A 22,050-nucleotide genomic window follows, 5' to 3' on the forward strand; every position below is an offset into this window, starting at 1 on the left:
TCAACCGGTCAGCCAATTCCCCCGAAGGCGGCCCGAGCCCCACCCCGCACCATCCAACACAGTCGTTGACACGGATCAGGAGATCGACGTGGACCTTCCCTCCCGCACAGGCGGAACCGCGACGGCGGACGCCGCCGTCGAGAAGAGCGCCATCAGGAAGGTGTCGATCCGGCTCGTGCCGTTCGTCGCCCTGATGTTCTTCATCAACTATCTCGACCGCACGGCCATCGGCTTCGCCGCGCCGAACGGCATGGAGGCCGACCTCGCCCTCTCGGCGGCCCAGTTCGGCTTCGCCTCGGGCGTCTTCTTCATCGGCTACATCCTGCTGGAGGTGCCGAGCAACCTCGCGCTGCACCGCTTCGGCGCCCGCCGCTGGCTCGCCCGCATCATGGTCAGCTGGGGCATCGTCGCGCTGCTCTTCACCTGGGTGCAGAACTTCGAGCAGCTCGTCGCCCTGCGCTTCCTGCTCGGTGTCGCCGAAGCGGGCTTCTTCCCGGGCGCGATCCTCTTCCTCAGCCTCTGGGTGCCGGCCAAGCACCGCTCGAAGATCCTCGCCCTCTTCTACCTGGCGCAGCCGCTCACCACGGTCATCGGCGCCCCGCTCGCCGGCCTGCTGATCGAGCAGGACGGCATCCTCGGCCTCGAGGGCTGGCGCTTCATGTTCCTCGGCGTCTCGCTGCCGGCGATCGTCATCGGTGTCATCGCCTGGTTCTACCTCAAGGACAAGCCCTCCGACGCGAAGTGGCTGACCCGCGAGGAGCAGGTCTGGCTCACCACCGCGCTGAAGCGCGAGGAGGACGTGAAGACCAAGGGCGTCACCACCCACCCCAAGATGTCGTCCGCTTTCAAGAGCGGCCGCGTCTGGATGCTGAGCTTCGTCTACTTCGGCTTCATCTACGGCCTCTACGCCCTCGCCTTCTTCCTGCCCACGATCATCGAGGGCTTCCAGGAGCAGTACGGCACCACCTTCGGCATCTTCGAGAAGGGCCTGATCACCGCGATCCCCTACGTGCCCGCGGCCATCGCCCTCTACCTCTGGTCGCGCGACGCCACCCGCCGCGGCGTCCGCACCTGGCACATCGTGATCCCCGCGATCGCCGGTGGCCTGTCCATCCCGCTCGCGCTCTTCGCCGGCTCCCCGGCGGCCACGATCGCCGTGATCACCGTCACCGCGATGGCGATCTTCTCGGCGCTGCCCAACTTCTGGACCTTCCCGACCCGGTTCCTCACCGGCGCGGCGGCCGCGGCGGGCATCGCGCTGATCAACACCGTCGGAAACCTGGCCGGCTTCTCGGCCCCGTACATCACGGGCGCCCTGAAGGACGCGACCGGCGGCTACGAGGTCCCGATGTTCATCGTCGGCTTCTTCCTGCTGCTCTCGGCCGTGCTGATGTCCCTGCTGGCGCGCCGCTACAAGGACGCACCGCTCGACGCCCCCAGCGTCGACGTGATCGCGCACTGATCACCCGCACGACCCGCTGACCGCCCGTCGCCCGACGCCCCTCCTCGAACAGGACTCCTGATGACCCGGCTCTACAACGATCCGTCCGACTTCGCCGACGAGATGATCGACGGCTTCGTCGCCGCGAACCGCCGCTTCGTGCGGCGGGTGCAGGGCGGCGTGGTGCGCTCGACCGTGAGCGCGCCCGGCTCGGTCGCCCTCGTGGTGGGCGGCGGCTCCGGTCACTACCCGGCGTTCGGCGGACTCGTCGGGCAGGGTCTCGCGCACGGCGCGGCGATGGGCAATCTCTTCGCCTCGCCGTCCGCGCAGCAGGTGCACTCGGTCGCTGCGGCGGCCGAGCACGGTGGCGGCGTGCTGCTGAGCTACGGCAACTACGCGGGCGACGTGCTGAACTTCGACGCGGCCGAGCGGCGCCTGCGCGACGAGGGGATCGACGTCCGCACCGTGACGGTGACGGACGACGTCTCGAGCGCGAGCGTCGCCGAGAAGCACAAGCGCCGCGGGATCGCCGGCGACCTGACGGTCTTCAAGGTCGCGGGCGCCGCCGCGGAGGAGGGCGCGTCGCTGGACGAGGTCGAGCGCATCGCCCGCCTCGCCAACGAGCGCACCCGCTCCTTCGGCGTGGCCTTCTCCGGCTGCTCGCTGCCCGGGGCGTCCGAGCCGCTGTTCACCGTTCCGGAGGGGCGGATGGCGGTCGGCATGGGCATCCACGGCGAGCCCGGCATCCGCGAGGACGACGTGCCGACGGCCGACGGTCTCGCCGAGCTGCTGGTCTCGTCCCTGCTCGCCGAGCTGCCCGACGGCGTCGACGCGGCCGAGGGCTCGCGCCTCGTCGTCGTGCTGAACGGGCTCGGCTCGGTGAAGTACGAGGAGCTGTTCGTCGTCTACGCCGGCGTCGAGCGACGCCTGCGCGAGCGCGGCCTCGAGGTGCTCGAGCCCGAGGTCGGCGAGCTCGTCACCAGCTTCGACATGGCCGGCGTCTCGCTCACCTTCTTCTGGGTGGACGACGAGCTGGAGCGGCTGTGGGCCGCGCCGGCCGAGGCGCCCGCCTACCGCAAGGGCTCGGTCCGCCCCGCCGAGCAGGCCGCGGTGACCGAGCAGGAGACGGCCGCGGTCGTCATCGGCGACGCGAGCGACGACTCCCGCGACGCCGCCCGCACCGTGCTCGCCGCCCTCGAGGCGACGCAGTCCACGATCGACGAGAACGCCGAGGAGCTCGGCCGGATCGACGCGGTCGCCGGCGACGGCGATCACGGCATCGGCATGCAGCGCGGCGTGCACGCGGCGGTCGCCGCCGCCCGGGCCGCGCTCGAGGCCGGCGCCGGGGCGGGGACCGTGCTCGCCCACGCCGGTGACGCCTGGTCCGACCGGGCCGGCGGCACCTCCGGAGCGCTCTGGGGCGCCGCGCTCGCCGCGGTCGGCTCGGCGCTCGGCGACACCGCCGCGCCCACGGCCGCCGCGGTGGTCGAGGGCGTCGACGGCGCGCGCGCCGCGATCCTCCGCTTCGGCGCGACGCCGGGGGACAAGACGATGGTCGACTCCCTCGTGCCCTTCGCCGACGTCCTCGGTGAGGCCGTCGCCGCGGGGGAAGAGCTGCCCGCGGCGTGGACCCGGGCCGCCGAGGCCTGCACCGCCGCCGCCGCCGCGACCGCGCAGCTGCTGCCGAGGATGGGCCGCGCCCGGCCGCACGCCGAGAAGAGCCTCGGCACCCCCGACGCGGGCGCGCACTCGCTCGGGCTGATCGTCACCGCGATCGGCGCGGTGCTGCGCTCCGGTGCCGCCGCCGCCCCCGGCTCTGTCGGCAGCGGCGCGTAGCGTCGACACCGTCCCCGAATCCGCTTCCAGCAAGGAGAGAACACCCATGAGCGCACCCTTCCGCCTCGTCGTCGGCTCCGACGACGCCGGTCTCGACTACAAGGAGATCGTCAAGGCCGACCTCGAGAAGGACTCCCGCGTCGCGTCCGTCGTCGACGTCGGTGTCGACGCGTCGTCGCACACGCCCTACCCGAGCGTCGCCATCGCCGCCGCCGAGATGGTCGCCCGCGGCGAGGCCGACCGCGCGATCCTGATCTGCGGCACCGGGCTCGGCGTCGCGATCGCCGCCAACAAGGTGGCCGGCATCCGCGCCGTCACCGCGCACGACTCGTTCTCGGTCGAGCGCTCGATCCTCTCCAACGACGCGCAGGTGCTCTGCATGGGCCAGCGCGTCGTCGGCATCGAGCTGGCCCGCCGCCTCGCGAAGGAGTGGCTCGGCTACGAGTTCGACACGTCCTCCGCCTCCGCGGAGAAGGTGCGCGTGATCGAGGCGTACGAGGCCGGCAACCCGGTCGCGGACGACGCCGCCACGGTCGGCTCGTGCTGAGCCGCGCCGCCGGGGACGCCCCGGCGTTCACCGTCGGCGTGAGCCTCAAGATGTACTTCGGCCACGCGCGGACGCTCGAGTGGATGCGGCGCATCGCCGAGATCGCGCGGACGCACGAGGCGACCGCCTCCGGAGCCGTCGAGCTGTTCGTGGTGCCGACCTTCCCCGCGCTGGTGCCGGTCGGCGCCCTCGCGGCGGAGTCCGGCGTCGCGCTCGGCGCCCAGGACCTGTTCTGGGAGGACGCGGGAGCGTTCACCGGCGAGGTCAGCGGCGCGGAGCTGCGCGAGATCGGCTGCCGGCTGGTCGAGATCGGCCACGCCGAGCGGCGCGCGCTCTTCGGCGACGACGACGAGCGCGTCCGCGCGAAGGTCGCGGCGGCGTTCCGGAACGATCTCGTCCCGCTGCTCTGCGTCGGCGAGGCCGAGCGCGGCTCCGTCGAGGACGCGGTCGAGCTCGTGCTCGCGCAGATCGGCTCCGCCCTCGCGGACGCGGACGAGGCCGGCGCCGTCGGCCCGATCCTCGCCGCCTACGAGCCCGTCTGGGCGATCGGCGCACCCGAGCCCGCCGAGCCGGCCTTCATCGCCGGCGTCGTCACCGCGCTCGAGGCGGCCCTCGCGGAGCTGCCCGGCCGCGCCGGCAGCCGCGTCATCTACGGCGGCAGCGCCGGACCCGGCCTGCTGACCGCGCTCGAGGGCCGCGTGCCCGGGCTGTTCCTCGGCCGCTTCGCGCACGACCCGGAGGCGGTCGGCGCGATCCTCGACGAGGCGCTCGTCCTCGCGCGCGCAGACTCGGACGCCCGCTCGTGAGCCGCCTCGGCCTCAGCAGCTACGCCTTCTTCTGGCGCTCCTCCGACCGCGTCCCGGAGCCGCTCGGCGTCGAGGACATGGTCCGCGAGACCGCCGCGCTCGGCGTCGACCTGCTGCAGCTCTGCGACGTGCCGGCGCTCGAGGAGTACTCGGACGAGCAGCTCGCCTCGCTGCGAGCGGTCGCCGCCGCGGAGGGTGTCGCGCTCGAGCTCGGCACCCGCGGGACCGATCCCGCGCACCTGCGCCGCTGGCTCCGCCTCGCCCGCGCGCTCGACGTCGTGCTGCTGCGCAGCATGTGGACGTCGGGGGAGGACCGGCCGGATCGCGCCGAGACGCTGCGGCGCCTGAGCGAGTTCGCGCCCGAACTGGAGGAGGCCGGCGTCACGCTGGCCCTGGAGACCTACGAGCAGGTGAGCACCGCCGACCTCGTCGACGTGATCGCGACGCTCGATCACCCGCGGATCCGGATCTGCCTCGACCCGGCGAACACCGTCGCGAACCTCGAGCTGCCGGTGGACGTCACCGCCCGCTGCGCTCCGTACGTCGCGAACTGGCACGTGAAGGACTTCGACTTCAGCCGCAACCCCGGCTGGGTCGGCTTCGTCTACACCGGCACGGCGCTCGGCGACGGCCGCCTCGACTACGACGGCATGCTCGCGCTGCTCCGGCCGGCCGAGCGCGGCATCACCCAGATCATCGAGTTCTGGCTCCCCTGGCAGGACACCGTCCCCGCCGCGGAGCAGGCGCTCGTCACCACCCGGCTCGAAGCCGAGTGGACCCGCACCACCCTCGACCAGCTCAGGAGAAGGAACTCATGACCGACACCACCGCCACCACCGCCCCGGGCACCGCCGCCTCCGCCCTCACCGTCGCCGTCATCGGCGCCGGCGGCAAGATGGGCATGCGGGTCTCGAACAACCTGCAGAAGTCCGAGTACAACGCCCTCTACAGCGAGGCCTCGCCCGCCGGTCAGGAGCGCACCCGCGAGGCCGGCCGCGAGATCACCGCGACCCCGGACGCCGTGAAGGACGCCGACGTCGTCATCCTCGCCGTCCCCGACGTCGTGCTCGGCGCGGTCTCGGAGGACGTGATCCCGCAGATGAAGAGCGGCGCGATCATCCTCACCCTCGACCCGGCCGCCGCGTACGCGGGGCTGCTCGCCAAGCGCGAGGACATCCACTACGCCGTGGCGCACCCGTGCCACCCGTCGGTGTTCCTCGAGCGCACCACTCCGGAGGAGTGGGCCGACACGTTCGGCGGCATCGCCGCGCCCCAGGAGGTCGTCGCGGCGCTCGAGGACGCGGACGACGACGTGCGGGCCATCGCGGAGAAGGTCATCTCGACCATCTACGCGCCCGTCATCGCCGTGCACTGGGTGACCGTCAAGCAGCTCGCCGTGCTCGAGCCGACCCTGGTCGAGACGATCGCCTGCATGGTCGGCGAGTTCCTCAAGGAGGCGCTGGACGAGACCGTCAACGGCGTCGGCGTTCCCTACGAGGCGGCCCGCGCGATGCTCTACGGCCACACCTGGATCGCGCTGACCAACGGCCTGCGCGGCTCGAACCCGTTCTCCGAGGCGTGCCACATCGCCATGGGCTACGGCCGCGAGGCGCTCATCAAGGACGACTGGAAGAAGATCTTCGACGACTCGGAGCTCGACTCCGTCATCGCCAAGATGCTGAAGATCGACGCCGTCAAGCGCTGACCGGCGGACGGGGGCACTGCATGGTGATCGAGTAGCCCTCGCAGAGGGCGTATCGAGATCCGCCGTCGTCCGGTGGGTGGGTCTCGATACGCCGCTGCGCGGCTACTCGACCAGCAGAAAAGAGGAGCGCGTCTGCGACGCGTGCAATTCCATGGTGATCGAGTAGCCCTCGCAGAGGGCGCATCGAGATCCGCCGTCGTCCGGTGGGCGGGTATCGATACGCCGCTGCGCGGCTACTCGACCAGCAGGGAAGGGGGCGCTGCGCACCTCCTCGACCAGCGGGGAAGGTCCTAGAGGCGGACGATCATCTTGCCGGTGTTGCCGCCGCGCATCATCGAGAGGAAGGCGTCGACCGCGTGGTCGATGCCGTCGACGACGGTCTCGTTGTAGGCGATGCTCCCCTCCTGGAACCAGCCGCCCATCAGGCGGTTGAACTCCGGGGCGTGGTCGAGGTACGCCGCGAGCGTGAAGCCGCGCAGCGTGAGCGCACGGGTGATGACGTTGGCCATGTTGTCGGGGCCGGCCGGCTTCTCGGTGCTGTTGTAGCCGGCGATCGCACCGCAGAGTGCGGCGCGTCCGCCGTCGTTGAAGGCATCGAGCGCCGCCTCGAGGTGGTCGCCGCCGACGTTGTCGAAGTAGACGTCGATGCCCTCGGGCGCCGCCGCGGCGAGCTGCTCGCGGACGGGACCGGCGTGATAGTCGAACGCGGCGTCGTAGCCGTACTTCTCCGTGAGCAGCGCGACCTTCTCGGCCGAGCCGGCGGAGCCGATGACGCGCTTCGCGCCAAGCAGTCGCGCGATCTGGCCGGCGGCCGAGCCGACGGCTCCCGCGGCGCCGGAGACGAAGACGGTGTCGCCCTCCTTCAGCCCCGCGATGGTGGTGAGGCCGACGAAGGCGGTGAGGCCGGTCATGCCGAGGACGCCGAGTCGCAGCGACAGCGGGGCGCCGGGGATCTCGGGGACGACTCGGAAGGCCGAGGTCGCGGCCTGCACGATGTCGCGCCAGCCGAGCTGGTGCAGCACGACGGCGCCGACCGGGAAGTCCGGGTCGCTCGACACGGTGACGCGGCCGATCGCGCCGCCGGTCATCGTCTCGCCGAGCGGGTAAGGCGGGGTGTAGCTCTTGACGTCGTTCATCCGGCCGCGCATGTACGGGTCGACGGAGAGGAAGGCGTTCTCGACGCGGATCTCGCCGGCCGCGGGCTCGTCGTACTCGACCTGCGCGGTGCGGAAGTCCTCGGCGACGGGCCAGCCGACGGGGCGGCGGACGAGCTGGATCTGGGTGCTGGTGACGGTGGTCATGGAGCCTTCCGAGGGGTCGTGGGGGTGGGGATCAGGAGGCGGCGAGGCCGATGCCGAGCGCGAGGACCGCGAGCAGTCCGGGCGCCATCTGCGTGAGCGCCGCGCGCCGCTTGCCGGGGGAGGAGAGCAGCAGCACGAGGGCTGCGGCGACCATCGATCCGGTGCCGGTGAAGACGAGGGCGGCGCCGACGGCCGTGGCTCCCGAGGCGAGCACGATCACGCCAAGGATCGTCACGATCGCGAGGAACAGGTTGTAGAAGCCCTGGTTGAAGGCGAGCTCCTTCGTCGACTCGGCCTCTCCGGCGGTGGTGCCGAAGGTGGAGCGGGCGCGCGGGGTCGTCCAGAGCAGCGACTCGAGCACGAAGATGTAGACGTGCAGCAGCGCCGCGAGGGCGGCGAGAACGAGTCCGATGACGATCACGACGGGACCTCCTGATTGTGTATCGCTCGGTTCACTACCGAACGGCCTCACTCTATACTGGAACGACCGGTTCACAACAGTCCGGTTCTTTCCGGCAGTCAGCAGAGGGAGTCGCCGTGGGACGCACGCAGAGCTTCGACACCGACCAGGTCGTCCGGTCGGCGCGCGCCGTCTTCTGGGACCGCGGCTTCGAGGAGGCGTCGCTGCCCGAGCTCGAGGCGGCGACCGGACTCGGCCGCTCCAGCCTGTACCACGCGTTCGGCAGCAAGCGCGGGCTCTTCGACGCGGCGGTGCAGAGCTACCTCGACGAGATCGTGCGGCCGAGGCTGGAACCGCTGACGCGCGACGAGGTCTCGCCGACGGCCCTCGAGGACTACTTCTCGGGGTTGCGGGACGCGCTCGCCGACCCGCGAACCGTGTCGGCGCAGAGCGGGTGCCTCCTGCTCAATGCGGCGGGGGCGCCGATCGCGCGCGACGACGCGGTGCGCGAGGTGATCGCGGAGTACCGGGCGGAGCTGCAGCGGGCGATGCTCGCGGGGGCGGCGGCGCGGTGGCCGGGGGAGCCCGCCGAGTGGCGGGGGCGGCAGGCGGGGGTGCTGGTGTCGCTGCTGGTGACGGCGCTGGTGCTGGCGCGGGTCGATCCGGGGCAGTCGGTGGCGACGGCGGAGGCGGCGCTGGGGCTGGTGCGGGGGGACTGACGAGGCCGGGTGCTGACTGCTGGCGTGCTCGTCGCTTCGCGACGTCGCGCTCGGTGCGAACGGGGTGGACGCGGTGCCTCGTCGCGGCTCCTTCCCGCGCGCCTGCGGCGCGCCCGCCAGACCCGAGCCAGGAGCCGCGACGAGGCACCGCGACCACCCCTCCGGTCGGAGGAGGTGGCGGTGGTGGGCGTGGGACGCAGAGCGGATGTCCGTGCCCGCGGCGGTATGGGCGGGGTGCCGGGCGGACGTCCGGCTCGTGGAACCGGGGTCGGCTCGCTGGATCGGGCCGTTCCGACGGGCCGAGGGTCGTTTCGCGTGCCGGAGGTGGCGGGCGGGACGGTTCGGCTCGTGGAAGGACGTTCGGCTGGCGGGAGCGGGCCGTTTCGGCGTGCCCGGGAGGGTTTCGAGTGCCGGAGGTGGCGGGGCGGTGGGTTCGGCTCGTGGAAGCATGTCCGGCTCGCGGCATCCGGGGGTTTCAGCGTGCCCGGGGTGGTTTCGCGTGCCGGAGGTGGGGCACGGGCTGCGGGTACCGAGAAGGGCCGGCGGAGGGAGTCTCCGCCGGCCCTCAGGAGGGGTGCGTCAGTCGGTGCCGGCGTCGAAGGCGGCGCCCTCGGAGGCGAGGTCGGTGGCGCGGCCGAGCGCGTCGGCGGCGGCGGAGCCGTTGCCCTCGGTGATCGCCTCGGACTCGCCGATCTCGAGGTGGCCGACCAGCTCGGCGGTCGAGCCGCCGACCAGGCCAGCGGCGGCGTACTGCTCGAGGCGCGAGCGGGAGTCCGCGATGTCGAGGTTGCGCATGGTCAGCTGGCCGATGCGGTCCTCGGGGCCGAAGGCGGCGTCGCCGACGCGCTCCATCGACAGCTTGTCGGGGTGGTAGCTCAGCGCGGGGCCGGTGGTGTCGAGGATCGTGTAGTCGTCACCCCGGCGCAGGCGCACGGTGACCTCGCCGGAGACGGCGGAGCCGACCCAGCGCTGGATGGACTCGCGCAGCATCAGCGACTGCGGGTCGAGCCAGCGGCCCTCGTACATCAGGCGGCCGAGGCGGCGGCCCTCGGAGTGGTACTGCGCGATGGTGTCCTCGTTGTGGATCGCGTTGAGCAGGCGCTCGTAGGTCAGGTGCAGCAGCGCCATGCCGGGCGCCTCGTAGATGCCGCGGCTCTTGGCCTCGATGATGCGGTTCTCGATCTGGTCGGAGTTGCCCAGGCCGTGGCGTCCGCCGATCGCGTTGGCCTCGAGGACGAGGGCGACCGGGTCGGAGTACTCGACGCCGTTGAGCGCGACCGGGCGGCCGGCCTCGAAGCGCACGCTGACCGTCTCGGCGGCGATCTCGACGTCCTCGCGCCAGGCGGCGACGCCCATGATCGGCTCGACCAGCTCCATGCCGCTGGAGAGCTCCTCGAGGCGCTTGGCCTCGTGGGTGGCGCCCCAGATGTTCGCGTCGGTGCTGTACGCCTTCTCGGTGGCGTCGCGGTACGGGAAGCCGCGGGCGACGAGCCACTCCGACATCTCGGTGCGGCCGCCGAGCTCGTTGACGAACTGCACGTCGAGCCAGGGCTTGTAGATGCGCAGGCGCGGATTGGCCAGCAGGCCGTAGCGGTAGAACCGCTCGATGTCGTTGCCCTTGTAGGTGGAGCCGTCACCCCAGATGTCGACGCCGTCCTCGCGCATAGCGCGGACCAGCAGGGTACCGGTGACGGCGCGGCCCAGGGGGGTGGTGTTGAAGTAGGTCTTGCCGCCGGAGCGGATGTGGAAGGCGCCGCACTGCAGCGCGACGAGCCCCTCCTCGACGAGGGCGCTCTTCGCGTCGACGAGGCGCGAGATCTCGGCGCCGTACTGCGCGGCGCGCGCGGGCACGCTGTCGATGTCGGGCTCGTCGGCCTGGCCGATGTCGGCGGTGTAGGTGCAGGGCACCGCGCCCTTCTCGCGCATCCAGGCGACTGCGACCGATGTGTCGAGCCCTCCCGAGAATGCGATTCCGACGCGCTCGCCCACGGGCAGACTGTTCAAGACCTTCGACATGGCTCCAATTTTAGGAGACTCGCGAGGGTCCTCGTGACGCGGGCGGCCGCACGACATCTGTTGGGTAGTTCTACCCAAAAGGATGGACGGGCGGGGAGGGCGCGTGGGAGGCTCCGCCTGGCCCGCTCGATGACGCGCGGGCCTCCTCTGCATCCGCACTGTGAAAGGCGCTTCATGCCACAGCCCCCCGCCCGCCGCCTCGCAGCACTCACGCTCGCGTGCCTCCTCGCGGCGGGAGGTGCCGCCGCGCTCGCTCCGACCGCGTCCGCGCTCTCGTCCTCGGTGGCGGACCCGACGGACACTCCGACTCCGACGCCCACCCCGACGATCGAGCCGACGCCGACGCAGGAGCCGACTCCGGAGCCGACGACGACGCCGACCGCGACGCCCGAGCCGACGCCCACCGCGACGCCGACTCCGACGGCCACTCCGACCGTCACGCCCACCGCCACTCCCACGGCGACGCCCACCGCCACTCCGACCTCGACCCCGCGCCCGACGCGGACGCCGACGCCGACCCCCACTCCGACGCAGCCCCCGGCCGCGGCGACCGACCGACTCGCCTCCGACTCGACGCTCACCGCCGGTCAGCGGATCGTCTCGCGCAACGGCCAGTTCCGCTTCGTGATGCAGACCGACGGCAACGCGGTCGTCTACGACGCCGCGGGCCGCTCGACCTTCAGCACCGGCACGTCCGGCACCGGCAACCGCATCACGATGCAGGCCGACGGCAACCTCGTCGTCTACACGACGGCGAACCGCGCGCTCTGGCAGTCGGGCACCGGCGGCAACTCCGGCGCGTTCCTGGTGATGCAGAACGACGGCAACCTCGTCGTCTACCGCACCAACGGCACCCCCGCCTGGGCGACCTCCTACCAGGCTGCTCCGCCCGCCGTCGTCGGCGACACCCTCCGCGGTGGCACCGAGCTGCGTGCTGACCAGCAGATCACCTCGACCGACTCGCGCTCGCGCGCCGTCATGCAGGGCGACGGCAACTTCGTCGTCTACAGCAACGGCTCCGCGCGCTGGAGCGCCGGCACCTCGGGCGCGGGCAACCGCCTCGCGATGCAGGGCGACGGCAACGCGGTCGTCTACTCCGCGGGCGGCGGAGTGCGCTGGCAGTCGGGCACCTCGGGCAACCCGGGTGCGCGCATGGTCATCCAGAACGACGGCAACCTCGTCATCTACGCCGCCTCGGGCCGTGCCCTGTGGTCGAGCTACACCCCGCCCGCGCCGCCGGCCCCCGTGATCCGCGACGTGCTGAACGGCGGCGGCGAGATCCGCGCCGGCCAGCAGCTCGTCTCGAGCGACGGAGGCTCGCGCGCCGCGATGCAGGGCGACGGCAACTTCGTCGTCTACCGCGGTGGCGAGGTCCGCTTCTCCACCGGCACGTCCGGCAGCGGCAACCGCCTCGCGATGCAGACCGACGGCAACGCGGTCGTCTACTCCTCCGGTGGCGCTGTGCGCTGGCAGTCGGGCACCTCGGGCAACCCGGGCGCGCGCATGGTCATGCAGAACGACGGCAACCTGGTGATCTACTCGGGCAACCGCGCCGTGTGGTCGAGCTACACGCCCCCGGCCCCGCCCGCGCCCGTCATCAGCGACACGCTGAACTCGGGCAACGAGCTCGGCTCGGGTCGCCTCCTCCGCTCGTCGAACGGCAGCAGCGAGGCGATCATGCAGGGCGACGGCAACTTCGTCGTCTACAGCAACGGCGGACCCCGCTGGAGCGCCGGCACGAGCGGAGCGGGCAACCGCCTCGTCATGCAGGGCGACGGCAACGCCGTCATCTACTCGGGGAGCCGTGCCGTCTGGCAGTCGGGCACCTCGGGCAACGGTGGTGCGCGCATGGTCATGCAGAACGACGGCAACCTGGTCATTTACTCGACCGACGGCCGCGCCCTGTGGCAGAGCAACCAACCGGCGCCCGCGCCGCAGCCGGGACCTGGCACCCGTCCGGTCGGTCCTCAGCGCACCTGCGGATCGTTCTCGACCTGGGCAGAGGCGAACGCCTGGTTCTTGACCTACTCGAACACCGGCAACCTCGACGGGAACGGCGACGGCGTTCCCTGTGAAAGCCTCCCTGGAGCACCCCGCTAGTCGGACTCTGCACTGAGCGAAGGGCCCGTCTTCCCACTTCGGGAGGCGGGCCCTTCGTCGATTCCGGGCCGTCGGAACAGCCGTGGCTCGCCAACTTCCGACGTGCGGCACGCGGCGCTTCCCGCCGTGTCAGGATGCCGTGTCCGCACCAATGCGCTCCCGTTCGAAAGGCCCTCGCCCGTGTCCCTGCCCCCTCGGAGCCGCCTCACGGCCGCCGTCCTCGCCGCCGTCGTCGTCTCCGCCTCCGGGGTCGCCGCGGCGCCCGCCCTCGCCGCGCCCGCCACGTCGTTCTCCGTGGTCCGCCTCGCCGCCGCCGTCACGGTCGGCGACACCCTCGCGCCCGGCACCGCCCTCCACATGGACGAGCAGCTCGCCTCGGCGAACGGGCAGTACCGCCTGGTCATGCAGGGCGACGGCAACGTCGTGCTCTACTCCGCGTCGGGCGGCGTCGAGTGGACGACCGGCACTCGCGGGTCGGGCAACTACTTCACCTTGCAGAACGACGGCAACATCGTCGTCTACACCGAGGACGGCGCGCCGCTGTGGGCCAGCGACTCCAGCGGTCACGAGCAGCCCGACCGGCTCGTGCTGCAGGACGACGGCAATCTCGTCTCCTACGCGCGCTTCGACGGCGGCGGGCCGCTGTGGTCGAGTCGCGGCGTCGACACGCTCGGCTCCGACCGGCGCCTCGAGCGCGGCCAGTCGATCACCTCGCAGAACGGCGCCTACCGGACCGTCTTCCAGCGTGACGGCAACCTGGTCACCTACGGCCCGAACGGCGTGCGCTGGAACGCGGAGACCAGCGGCGGCCTGCGCCTCCTGATGCAGGCCGACGGCAACCTCGTCATCGACGACTTCTACCGACCCCTCTGGTTCACCGGCACGGGCGGCAATGCGGGCGCGCGCCTGGTCATCCAGAACGACGGCAATCTCGTGATCTACTCGACCGCGGGCCGTGCGCTCTGGTCGAGCGATGCCGCCGCGCCGGCTCCGGCGAAGCGCGACACCCTCACCGCGGGCCAGGAGCTCGCGGTCGGCGAGCAGCTGACCAGCGCTGACAAGCGGTTCCGCGCCGTCCTGCAGGGCGACGGGAACTTCGTGCTCTACGACATGGTCGTCAGCACCATCGACGACAGCGGTGTCCGCCGCGACAAGGTGATCTGGAGCAGCGGCACCTCGGGAGCAGGAAACCGCCTCGTGCAGCAGACTGACGGCAATGTCGTGATCTACAGCGCCGGTGGCCGCGCGCTGTGGCAGACCGGGACCTCGGGCAACCCCGGAGCCCGCTTCGTGCTGCAGAACGACGCGAACCTCGTCGTCTACAGTGCGGGCGGTCGGGCTCTGTGGACCTACCAGCAGCCTCGGACGTTCTATTTCACGCCCGTGCGTCCCGGTTCCTAGCCGCGGCTGTCCGTCGCAGCGGCGGCCGGAAGGGCAGGGCGCGACCGCGCGCCTTCATGGTGGTCGAGTAGCCCCGGAGGGGCGTATCGAGACCCGGCAACGTCAGCAGGGTGGGTCTGCAGGCTCGGCTTCTGGCGGGGGTGGATCTCGATACGCCCGCTGCGCGGGCTACTCGATCAGCATGAATGCAGTGCGGCGAGCATGGTGGTCGTGGCCCTCATGGTGGTCGAGTAGCCCCGCAGGGGCGTATCGAGACCCGGCGTGTTCAGCAGGGTGGGTCTGCAGACTCGGCTTCGGCGGCGGGGGCTCCGGCGCGCAGGCCGACTGCGGGGAGGAGCACGTTGTCGACGAGGGAGATGAGGTAGTCGCGGTCGACGGGCTCGCGCATCAGGAGCACGCGGTAGGAGACCATCGAGGGGGTCAGGACGGCGAGCATGTCGACGTCGACGTCGGCCGGGATCTCGCCGCGGTCGATGGCGCGGCGCAGCAGCGTCCGGTTGGCACGGGCGCGCGGCTCGACGATGGCCTGGCGGACGGCGTCGGCGAGCTCGGGGGCCTTGGAGATCATCGCGACGACGCCCGACATGATCCGGAGCTTGCGCTCGGCGTCCTCGATCGCGCGCGGACGGATCAGGGCGACCAGGTCGCCGCGCAGGGTGCCGGTGTCGGGGAGCGCGTCCTGGTCGAGGTCGGCGCCCTTCAGGCAGGCGACGGCCTCGAGCACGAGCTCGGCCTTCGACTCCCAGCGGCGGTAAAGGGTGGCCTTTCCGGCCTTGGCCCGGGCGGCGACCATGTCGATCGTCATGCCGTCGTAGCCGGTCTCGGCGAGCACGTCGAGGGCGGCGGTGAGGATCTCGCCGTCGCGGTTCGGATCGCGGCGGCGGCCGGGGCGTGCCGGGGCGTCGCAAGTGGCGGCGGGGGGAGTTGGCGGCGTCATCGCGGCTTCTCCAATCGGTTCGGGAGGGCCGCGCGAACGGCCCGTGTGAACACCATGCTAATTGAAGAACTCCGCAGTTCCGAAACTAGTGAGTCTCGTATATGGTCTCCTCCATGTCGCAGACCACATCACTGCCGGACTCCGCCGCCCCCGCGGTTCCGGCCCCGTCCTCCCGCCGCTGGTGGACGCTCGTCGCCGTCGGGCTCGCCCAGCTCATGGTCGTGCTCGACTCCACCGTCGTGAACATCGCCCTCCCCGCCGCCCAGGCCGACCTCGGCTTCTCGGACGGCGACCGCCAGTGGGTCGTCACCGCCTACTCGCTCGCCTTCGGCAGCCTCCTGCTGCTCGGCGGGCGCCTCTCCGACCTGATCGGCCGCAAGCGCACCTTCGTCATCGGCCTGATCGGCTTCGCGATCGCCTCCGCGCTCGGCGGAGCCGCCCCCAACTTCGAGCTGCTCATCGCGGCCCGCGCCCTGCAGGGCGTGTTCGGCGCCCTCCTCGCGCCGACCGCCCTCGCCGTGCTCACCACCACCTTCACCGTCCCGAAGGAGCGCGCCCGCGCGTTCGGCGTCTTCGGCGCGATCGCCGGCGCCGGCGGCGCGGTCGGTCTCCTGCTCGGCGGCGTGCTGACCGAGAGCTTCGACTGGCGCTGGAACCTCTACATCAACGTCGTGATCGCGGTCGTCGCGGTCATCGGCGCGATCGTCTTCGTGCCGACGATCGACCGGGTCGGCCCGCGCCCGCGGCTCGACGTGCCCGGGACGATCCTCGTCTCGGCCGCCCTCTTCGGCCTGGTCTTCGGCTTCGCCAACGCGGAGACCGACGGCTGGGACTCGCCGATGACCTGGGTGCCGCTCGCCGCGGCCGTCGTGCTCCTCGTCGGCTTCGTGCTCCGCCAGCGCAGCACCGAGCACCCGCTGCTGCCACTGCAGATCGTGCTGGACCGCGACCGCGGTGCCGCGTACCTCTCGGTGCTGATCGCCGGCGCGGGGATGTTCGGGATCTTCCTCTTCGTCACGTACTACCTGCAGGTCTCGCTCGGCTACTCGCCGATCCAGACGGGGCTGTCGTTCCTGCCGATGATCGGGATGCTCGTGCTCGCCGCGCAGCTCTCGACCAACCTGCTGCTGCCGCGCTTCGGACCGAAGATCATGGTGACCTTCGGCATGCTGCTCGGCGTGGTCGGCATGCTCCTGCTCACCCGCCTCGACCTCGACAGCGGCTACGCGGCCGACGTGCTGCCGGCGCTGATGGTGCTCGGCTTCGCGATGGGCTCGATCATGCCCGGCTCGATGCAGACCGCCACCCGCGGAGTCGACATGCGCTTCGCCGGCGTCGCCTCGGCGATGGTCAACACCAGCCAGCAGGTCGGCGGCTCAATCGGCACCGCGCTGCTGAACACGCTCGCGGCGACGGCGGTCACCGACTACCTCCTCACGCACACCCCGACCACGGCGGCGACCGCGGCGGAGGCCGCCGTGCAGAGCTACGCGGTCGCCTACGGCTGGGGCGCGGGCTTCTTCGCCCTCGGCGCGGTGCTCTCGGTGCTGCTGTTCCGCCGCCGCTCGGCGGGCCTGGCGGTCTCGTCCGGGGCGTCCGCGGAGCCGGTGCTCGCGCACTGATCCGCCGAGTCGCGCGGCCCCTTCCACGACCGTCCGACAGGGCGGGCCGGGGGAGGGGCCGCCTCGTCGTGCGGCCGTGATCGGATCGTGAGAACGCCTTCGGCGGGCCGTCGTGCGCGACTGCCAGGATGAGCGGGCCCGCACTGCCGCGGGCGATCGATTCACCGGGGGAACCACATGATCCTGTCCACTCGAGGCCGCCTCGCGGCCGTCGTCCTCGCCACCACCCTGACCTGCGGCGCCGTCGCCGGTCCCGCGCTCGCAGCTCCGCCGGCGCTGCACGCCGAGACCGCCGCCGCGGCCGTCGCGACCGGCGATCGGCTCGCCGTCGGAGCGACGCTGAAGGCCGGTGAGGAGCTCCGGTCGAACCTCGGCAGCCAGGGCGTCTTCCGCTTCGTGATGCAGACCGACGGCAACGCGGTCGTCTACGACCCGAACGGTGGGGCGTTCTGGGTCAGTGGCACCTCGGGTGCCGGCAACTCGCTCACGCTCCAGCGCGACGGCAACATCGTGATCTACTCCGCGCAGGGCGCGGCGCTGTGGGCCAGCGGCAGCAACGGCCGCGGGGAGCCGTCGTTCCTCGCGATCCAGGCCGACGGCAACCTCGTCTCCTACTCCGCCACGGCGGCACCGCTCTGGGCGAGCCGCGGCGAGACCACCCTCGTCGAGGGTCGGCAGCTCGACCGCGGTCAGGCGCTCGCCTCCGCCGACGGCCGCTACCGCGCCGTCTACCAGAACGACGGCAACCTCGTCGTCATCGGGCAGAGCGGGGTCCGCTGGAGTGCCGGGACGAGCGGCGGCACGCGGCTCGCCCTCGAGGCGGGCGACCTCGTCAGCTATCAGGGCGGAGCGGCGGTGTGGTTCACCGGCACGTCCGGCTTCAACGGTGCCCAGCTGGTGCTCCAGAACGACGGCAACCTGGTGCTCTACTCGAGCTCGTTCCGCGCTCTCTGGTCGAGCGACGGCGGAAGCCCGGCGTACCGCGACTCGCTGGTGCCCGGCGCGCAGCTCTCCGTCGGCCAGTCCCTCCGCTCGCGAGGCGGGGACGTCCGCACGGTGCTGCAGAGCGACGGCAACGTCGTCGTGTACTACGGCAGTCCCTCCGGCGACGTCGCCCTGTGGAGCACGGGAACCTCCGGCGCGGGCAACCGCTTCGTGATGCAGAACGACGGCAACGCGGTCGTCTACAGCGCCTCGGGCCGAGCGCTGTGGTCCTCCGGGACCGGCGGCAATCCGGGATCGGTGCTGACGATGCAGAACGACGGCAACCTCGTAGTGCGCAGCGCCAACGGCCGGGCGCTCTGGGACTGGCAGCCGAACGGGTACGTGGGCATCTCCGGCGCCTGATCCGAGAGGCGTTCGCACGGGACGGCCGGGGCGCTCCGCAGCAGCGGGGACCTCGGCCGTTCGCGTGCGCAGGGGAGATGTCCGCGTGTTGCGCCGTCGGTCGCCCCGGGTCGGGCGCGTGCGTAGCGTCGGGGGATGCCCGAGACGCTCGACATCGTCCACCTGCGCACGCTCGTGGCGATCGCCGACTGCGGCGGGTTCGGCCGGGCGGCCGTCGCCCTGCACATCAGCCAGCCGACGGTCTCGCAGCACGTCCGCACGCTCGAGCGGCGGCTCGAGCGCACCTTCATCGAGAAGGTCGGGCGCCGGGCCCGCTTCACGCCGGCCGGCGAGCGCCTCCTGGTGCAGGCCCGCCGGATCCTGGCCGTGCACGACGACGCGCTGGAGCTGCTCGACGCGGCGAGCGAGAACCCGCTCGCCCTCGGCCTGACCGAGCCGGCCGCGGAGCAGCTGCTGCCGCGCCTCCTCCAGACGCTGCACCGCGCCTTCGACGACCGCCCGCTCACCTTCACGCTCGACCGCTCCACTCATCTGGCGGAGGCGGTGGCCCGCGGCGTCGTCGATCTCGCCGTCATCCTCGGCGTGGGCGGCGACCTGCCGGGCCGCCAGGTCGCGACGCTGCCGCTCGACTGGTACTCGGCACCCGGCTGGCAGCCGCCGGAGGACGCGCCGATCCCGCTCGTCGCCTACTCCGAGCCGTGCGGGATGCGCCAGCGCGCGCTGCAGCAGCTCGGCGCCTTCGGCCACGAGGTGCGGGTGGTCGCCGAGTCGGCGGGGCTGGAGGGCGTGATCGCGGCGGCCCGCGCCGGTGTCGGAGTCGCGGTGCTGCCGACCGCGCACCGCGGCGCGGTCGCCGAGGGACTCGTCGAGCGGCACGACCTGCCGGCGCTCGGCTCGGTCAACCTGCGCCTCGTCTCGCGGCGCGGCCTCGCCCCGGACGTCGAGGACACGGCGCTCGCCGCGCTCGCGGAGGTCTTCGGCACCGTGCGGGCGCGGCCGGTCGCGGTGCCCGCGGGCGCGCGAGTGTGACCTCCGTCGCGGCCGCCGACGCGGGTGTGACGAATCGTTACCAACGATCGGGATCGCCGATCGGAACGCATCCGGAATCATCGTTGGACCCCCGGAGCACCTCGCCCGTAGCGTCGGAGCCATGACGTTCCCGCCCGCCCTCACCGCCGCCGCGCCGCTCGGCGCGACCGGTGCAGCGAGCCGCGGGAGCGTCGGCACTCGAATGTCCTCGGACGGGAACCCCTTCGCGCCGGTGCGCGGATGTTCCTGTCCGGTCTCCCGCTGACGCCTCCGCGTCGCCCGACTCCTCCGCCCGACGGCCTGGCCCTCGCCGCCTGTCCCGGCATGTGCGCGCCGCCGCCCGCCGCGCGTCCCTCTCTCCGCGCCCTCCCGCGCTCCTCCGGCGTGCCCGCGCGCCTCCGGTGCGCCTCCGCACCCTCTCGAAAGGACCTCCCATGACCGTCGAGTTCATCTCCGCGATCAACGTCAACCACTCCAACGAGGTCAACGGCCTGGCCGACCCGGCCATCGACGTCGCCTACCTGCGCCGCTACTCCCGGATCCTCGAGGACGGCGGCTTCGACTACACGCTGGTGCCCTACGGCTCGGCCGGCCACGACCCGTTCACGATCGCCGCCGCGGTCACCCAGTACACCGAGCACCTGAAGCCGATCGTCGCGCTACGGCCCAACACGGTCTACCCGACCGTCGCGGCGAAGGCGCTCGCCACTCTCGACCAGCTCTCGGGCGGCCGGGCCGTCGTGCACTTCATCGCCGGCGGGAACGACCACGAGCAGGCCCGCGAGGGCGACCGGCTGAGCAAGGCCGAGCGCTACGCCCGGCAGGAGGAGTACCTCCGCATCCTCCGGAAGGTCTGGTCGGCGACCGAGCCGTTCGATCACGAGGGCGAGTACTACCGCTTCGAGGACTTCGTCTCGCGGGTGCGGCCGGTGCGCGGCACCATCCCGATCTCGGTCGGCGGCTCGAGCGACGAGGCCTACCGCCAGGGCGGCGCGCTCGCGGATGTCTTCGGCCTCTGGGGCGAGCCGCTGGCCGACACCCAGCAGCAGATCGACCGGATCGCGGACGCGGCGCTCGCCGCCGGCCGCGCGGACACCCCGCGCACCTGGGTCACCTTCCGGCCGATCATCGCGCCGACCGAGGAGCTCGCCTGGGAGAAGGCGCACCGGATCCTCGGCATCCTGCAGAGCCGTGGCGGCACGACGAACCCGCGGAAGGGCGAGAAGGGACTCTGGGTGCAGACGCCGAGCGCCACCGGCCCGGCGAACGTCGGCTCGCAGCGCCTCCTCGACATCGCGCGGCGGAAGGACCTGCACGACCGCGCGCTCTGGACGCCGACCGCGACCGCCACCGGGGCGGCCGGCGCCTCCACCGCGCTCGTCGGCACGCCGGAGACGGTCGCCGCGGCGATCCTCGACTACGTCGACCTCGGCGCCGACCTGATCTCGATCCGCGGCTACGACAACCTGAACGACGCGGTCGACTACGGCCGGTACGTCATCCCGCTGGTCCGCGAGGAGCTCGCGCACCGCGAGGCGACCGGGCGCCGCGGCGAGGTCGTCGCGCAGCCGCCGCTCGAGGTCGAGCTGGCCGGGGCGATCGCGTGACGCTGCTCACGGGACAGGCCGCCACGGTCCGCTCCGCCGCCGCGGTCCTGCCCGCGCCCGATGTCTCCGACCGCGCGCTCGCCCGGATCACGGCCCGCCTGGCCGAGACCGCCGAGCACTACGACCGCACCGCCGAGTTCCCCTGGCAGGGGATCCAGGCGGTGCACGAGGCGGGACTGCTCTCCCTCGGAGTCGGCACCCGCTACGGCGGCACGCCCGCCACCACCGTCGACCTGGTCCGCGTCTTCGGCGCGCTCGGCCAGGGCGACCCGGCGGTGGCGCTGATCTCGGCGATGACCGTGCTGCAGCACGCCGCGCAGGACCGCGCCGCGCTCTGGCCGGAGGAGCTCTACCGCTCGGTGCTCGCCGACTCCGCCGAGCGCCCCGTGCTGCTCAACGCGGTGCGCGCCGAGCCCGAGTGGGGCGCTCCCGCCCGGGGCGGCCTGCCCGCCACGACGATCCGCCGCGACGGCGACGGGTGGCTGCTCGAGGGCCGCAAGGGCTTCGCCACCGGCTCGGAGGGGCTGGCGTACCACCTGGTCTGGGCGGTCGATCACGGCGGGGCGTCGGGCGAGCCCGAGCTCGCGCACGCGATCGTGCCCGGCGACGCCCCCGGGGTCCGGATCGAGCGGACCTGGGACCACCTGGGCCAGCGGGCCTCGAGCACGCACGACGTGGTCTACGAGCAGGTCCGCCTGCCGCTGGAGCACTTCCGCGGGACGCCCCGCTCGCAGCTCGCGCCCGAGTCCGGGGCGGCCGGCGGCTTCGGTCTCGCGGTCGCGGCGCTCTACGTCGGCGTCGGACGGGCGGCGCAGAGCTTCTTCGTGCGCTTCGCGAACGACCGGGTGCCCACCTCGCTCGGCCGGCCGATCGCCACGACGGAGCGGATCCGCTCGGTCGCCGGCGAGATCCAGGCGCAGCTGGTGCAGGCCGAGGAGGTGCTGCTCTCGCTGGCCGCGCGAGTGGATGCGGGCGATCCGCGCGCCGCCGAGCGCCTCGTGGTCGGCAAGCTGCTCGCCACCCGCTCGGCCGTCACCGCGGTCGAGACGGCCGTCGCCGCGCTCGGCAACCCCGGGCTCACCCGGCACCACCCGCTCGAGCGGCACCTCCGCGACGTCCTGGCGTCCCGGGTGCACCCGCCGCAGGACGACGCCGCCCTCCTGATCGCCGGCACGCGCTCGCTCGCGGCCGCCGCGCTCTGACAGCCCGCACTCCGACACCCCGCACTCCGACACC

The 22,050-nt window shown here is 72.6% G+C and carries 18 protein-coding genes; 14 read left to right on the forward strand and 4 right to left on the reverse strand.

All coding sequences use genetic code 11. The features are described 5' to 3' along the window. Positions 1-193: 193 nt before the first annotated feature. From MT350_RS14730 to MT350_RS14755, 6 genes are read left to right on the forward strand one after another with little or no spacing between them, the layout of a single operon-like run. The gene (locus MT350_RS14730; RefSeq protein ID WP_221181106.1) at positions 194-1,462 is read left to right on the forward strand and encodes an MFS transporter; all 1,269 of its coding nucleotides are present in this window, start codon (positions 194-196) and stop codon (positions 1,460-1,462) included. Between the two features lie 60 nt (positions 1,463-1,522). Beyond that, positions 1,523-3,277 carry a dihydroxyacetone kinase family protein gene (locus MT350_RS14735; RefSeq protein ID WP_243616230.1) on the forward strand — a complete coding sequence of 585 codons (1,755 nt, stop codon included), beginning with the start codon at positions 1,523-1,525 and terminating at the stop codon, positions 3,275-3,277. A gap of 46 nt (positions 3,278-3,323) precedes the next feature. Further along, complete coding sequence (locus MT350_RS14740) at positions 3,324-3,824, forward strand: ribose-5-phosphate isomerase (RefSeq protein ID WP_127887006.1); 501 nt, start codon at positions 3,324-3,326, stop codon at positions 3,822-3,824. After that, complete coding sequence (locus MT350_RS14745; RefSeq protein ID WP_243616231.1) at positions 3,818-4,630, forward strand: triose-phosphate isomerase family protein; 813 nt, start codon at positions 3,818-3,820, stop codon at positions 4,628-4,630. Before MT350_RS14740 ends, MT350_RS14745 begins: the two co-directional genes overlap by 7 nt. Continuing rightward, positions 4,627-5,448, forward strand: coding sequence for a sugar phosphate isomerase/epimerase (locus MT350_RS14750; protein ID WP_243616232.1), 822 nt, complete (start codon positions 4,627-4,629; stop codon positions 5,446-5,448). The genes MT350_RS14745 and MT350_RS14750 overlap by 4 nt, the downstream gene beginning before the upstream one ends. Next, complete coding sequence (locus tag MT350_RS14755) at positions 5,445-6,335, forward strand: phosphogluconate dehydrogenase C-terminal domain-containing protein (protein WP_123732941.1); 891 nt, start codon at positions 5,445-5,447, stop codon at positions 6,333-6,335. Before MT350_RS14750 ends, MT350_RS14755 begins: the two co-directional genes overlap by 4 nt. Positions 6,336-6,625: 290 nt before the next feature. On the opposite strand, the gene MT350_RS14760 is transcribed toward MT350_RS14755, so the two are convergent. Both MT350_RS14760 and MT350_RS14765 read right to left on the reverse strand, forming a co-directional pair. Then, positions 6,626-7,636 (reverse strand): NADP-dependent oxidoreductase, encoded by a 1,011-nt coding sequence (locus MT350_RS14760; protein WP_243616233.1) that lies wholly within the window; start codon positions 7,634-7,636, stop codon positions 6,626-6,628. Positions 7,637-7,667: 31 nt separating this feature from the next. Next, the gene (locus MT350_RS14765; protein ID WP_127887003.1) at positions 7,668-8,057 is read right to left on the reverse strand and encodes a DUF1304 domain-containing protein; all 390 of its coding nucleotides are present in this window, start codon (positions 8,055-8,057) and stop codon (positions 7,668-7,670) included. A 116-nt stretch (positions 8,058-8,173) separates the two neighbouring features. Between MT350_RS14765 and MT350_RS14770 the strand changes: the two genes are divergently transcribed. Continuing rightward, positions 8,174-8,755 carry a TetR/AcrR family transcriptional regulator gene (locus tag MT350_RS14770; protein WP_243599840.1) on the forward strand — a complete coding sequence of 194 codons (582 nt, stop codon included), beginning with the start codon at positions 8,174-8,176 and terminating at the stop codon, positions 8,753-8,755. Between the two features lie 579 nt (positions 8,756-9,334). Here the strand turns inward: MT350_RS14770 and argG are convergent. After that, positions 9,335-10,771 (reverse strand): argininosuccinate synthase, encoded by a 1,437-nt coding sequence (gene argG / locus MT350_RS14775; RefSeq protein WP_123446074.1) that lies wholly within the window; start codon positions 10,769-10,771, stop codon positions 9,335-9,337. A gap of 174 nt (positions 10,772-10,945) precedes the next feature. Between argG and MT350_RS14780 the strand changes: the two genes are divergently transcribed. Both MT350_RS14780 and MT350_RS14785 read left to right on the forward strand, forming a co-directional pair. Beyond that, a complete protein-coding gene (locus MT350_RS14780; protein WP_243599841.1) occupies positions 10,946-12,871 on the forward strand; it encodes a hypothetical protein in 1,926 nt (641 codons plus the stop codon). A gap of 180 nt (positions 12,872-13,051) precedes the next feature. Then, a complete protein-coding gene (locus MT350_RS14785; RefSeq protein ID WP_243599842.1) occupies positions 13,052-14,272 on the forward strand; it encodes a hypothetical protein in 1,221 nt (406 codons plus the stop codon). 265 nt (positions 14,273-14,537) lie between these two features. Here MT350_RS14785 and MT350_RS14790 read toward each other — a convergent pair whose 3' ends face one another. Further along, positions 14,538-15,209, reverse strand: coding sequence for a TetR/AcrR family transcriptional regulator (locus tag MT350_RS14790; protein WP_243599843.1), 672 nt, complete (start codon positions 15,207-15,209; stop codon positions 14,538-14,540). 113 nt (positions 15,210-15,322) lie between these two features. Between MT350_RS14790 and MT350_RS14795 the strand changes: the two genes are divergently transcribed. From MT350_RS14795 to MT350_RS14815, 5 genes are all read left to right on the forward strand, one after another. Next, positions 15,323-16,831, forward strand: coding sequence for an MFS transporter (locus MT350_RS14795; protein ID WP_243599844.1), 1,509 nt, complete (start codon positions 15,323-15,325; stop codon positions 16,829-16,831). 177 nt (positions 16,832-17,008) lie between these two features. Further along, entirely contained in the window at positions 17,009-18,178 is a 1,170-nt protein-coding gene (locus MT350_RS14800; RefSeq protein WP_243616234.1) for a hypothetical protein, read from the forward strand. 135 nt (positions 18,179-18,313) lie between these two features. After that, on the forward strand, positions 18,314-19,207 hold the full coding sequence (locus tag MT350_RS14805; RefSeq protein ID WP_243599846.1) for a LysR family transcriptional regulator: 894 nt from the start codon (positions 18,314-18,316) through the stop codon (positions 19,205-19,207). Between the two features lie 434 nt (positions 19,208-19,641). After that, entirely contained in the window at positions 19,642-20,814 is a 1,173-nt protein-coding gene (locus tag MT350_RS14810) for an LLM class flavin-dependent oxidoreductase (RefSeq protein ID WP_243599847.1), read from the forward strand. Then, complete coding sequence (locus MT350_RS14815) at positions 20,811-22,016, forward strand: acyl-CoA dehydrogenase family protein (RefSeq protein ID WP_243599848.1); 1,206 nt, start codon at positions 20,811-20,813, stop codon at positions 22,014-22,016. The genes MT350_RS14810 and MT350_RS14815 overlap by 4 nt, the downstream gene beginning before the upstream one ends. Positions 22,017-22,050 lie beyond the last annotated feature (34 nt).

It is taken from the genome of Rathayibacter sp. VKM Ac-2928 (genome assembly GCF_022815545.1).
GTDB lineage: Bacteria > Actinomycetota > Actinomycetes > Actinomycetales > Microbacteriaceae > Rathayibacter > Rathayibacter festucae.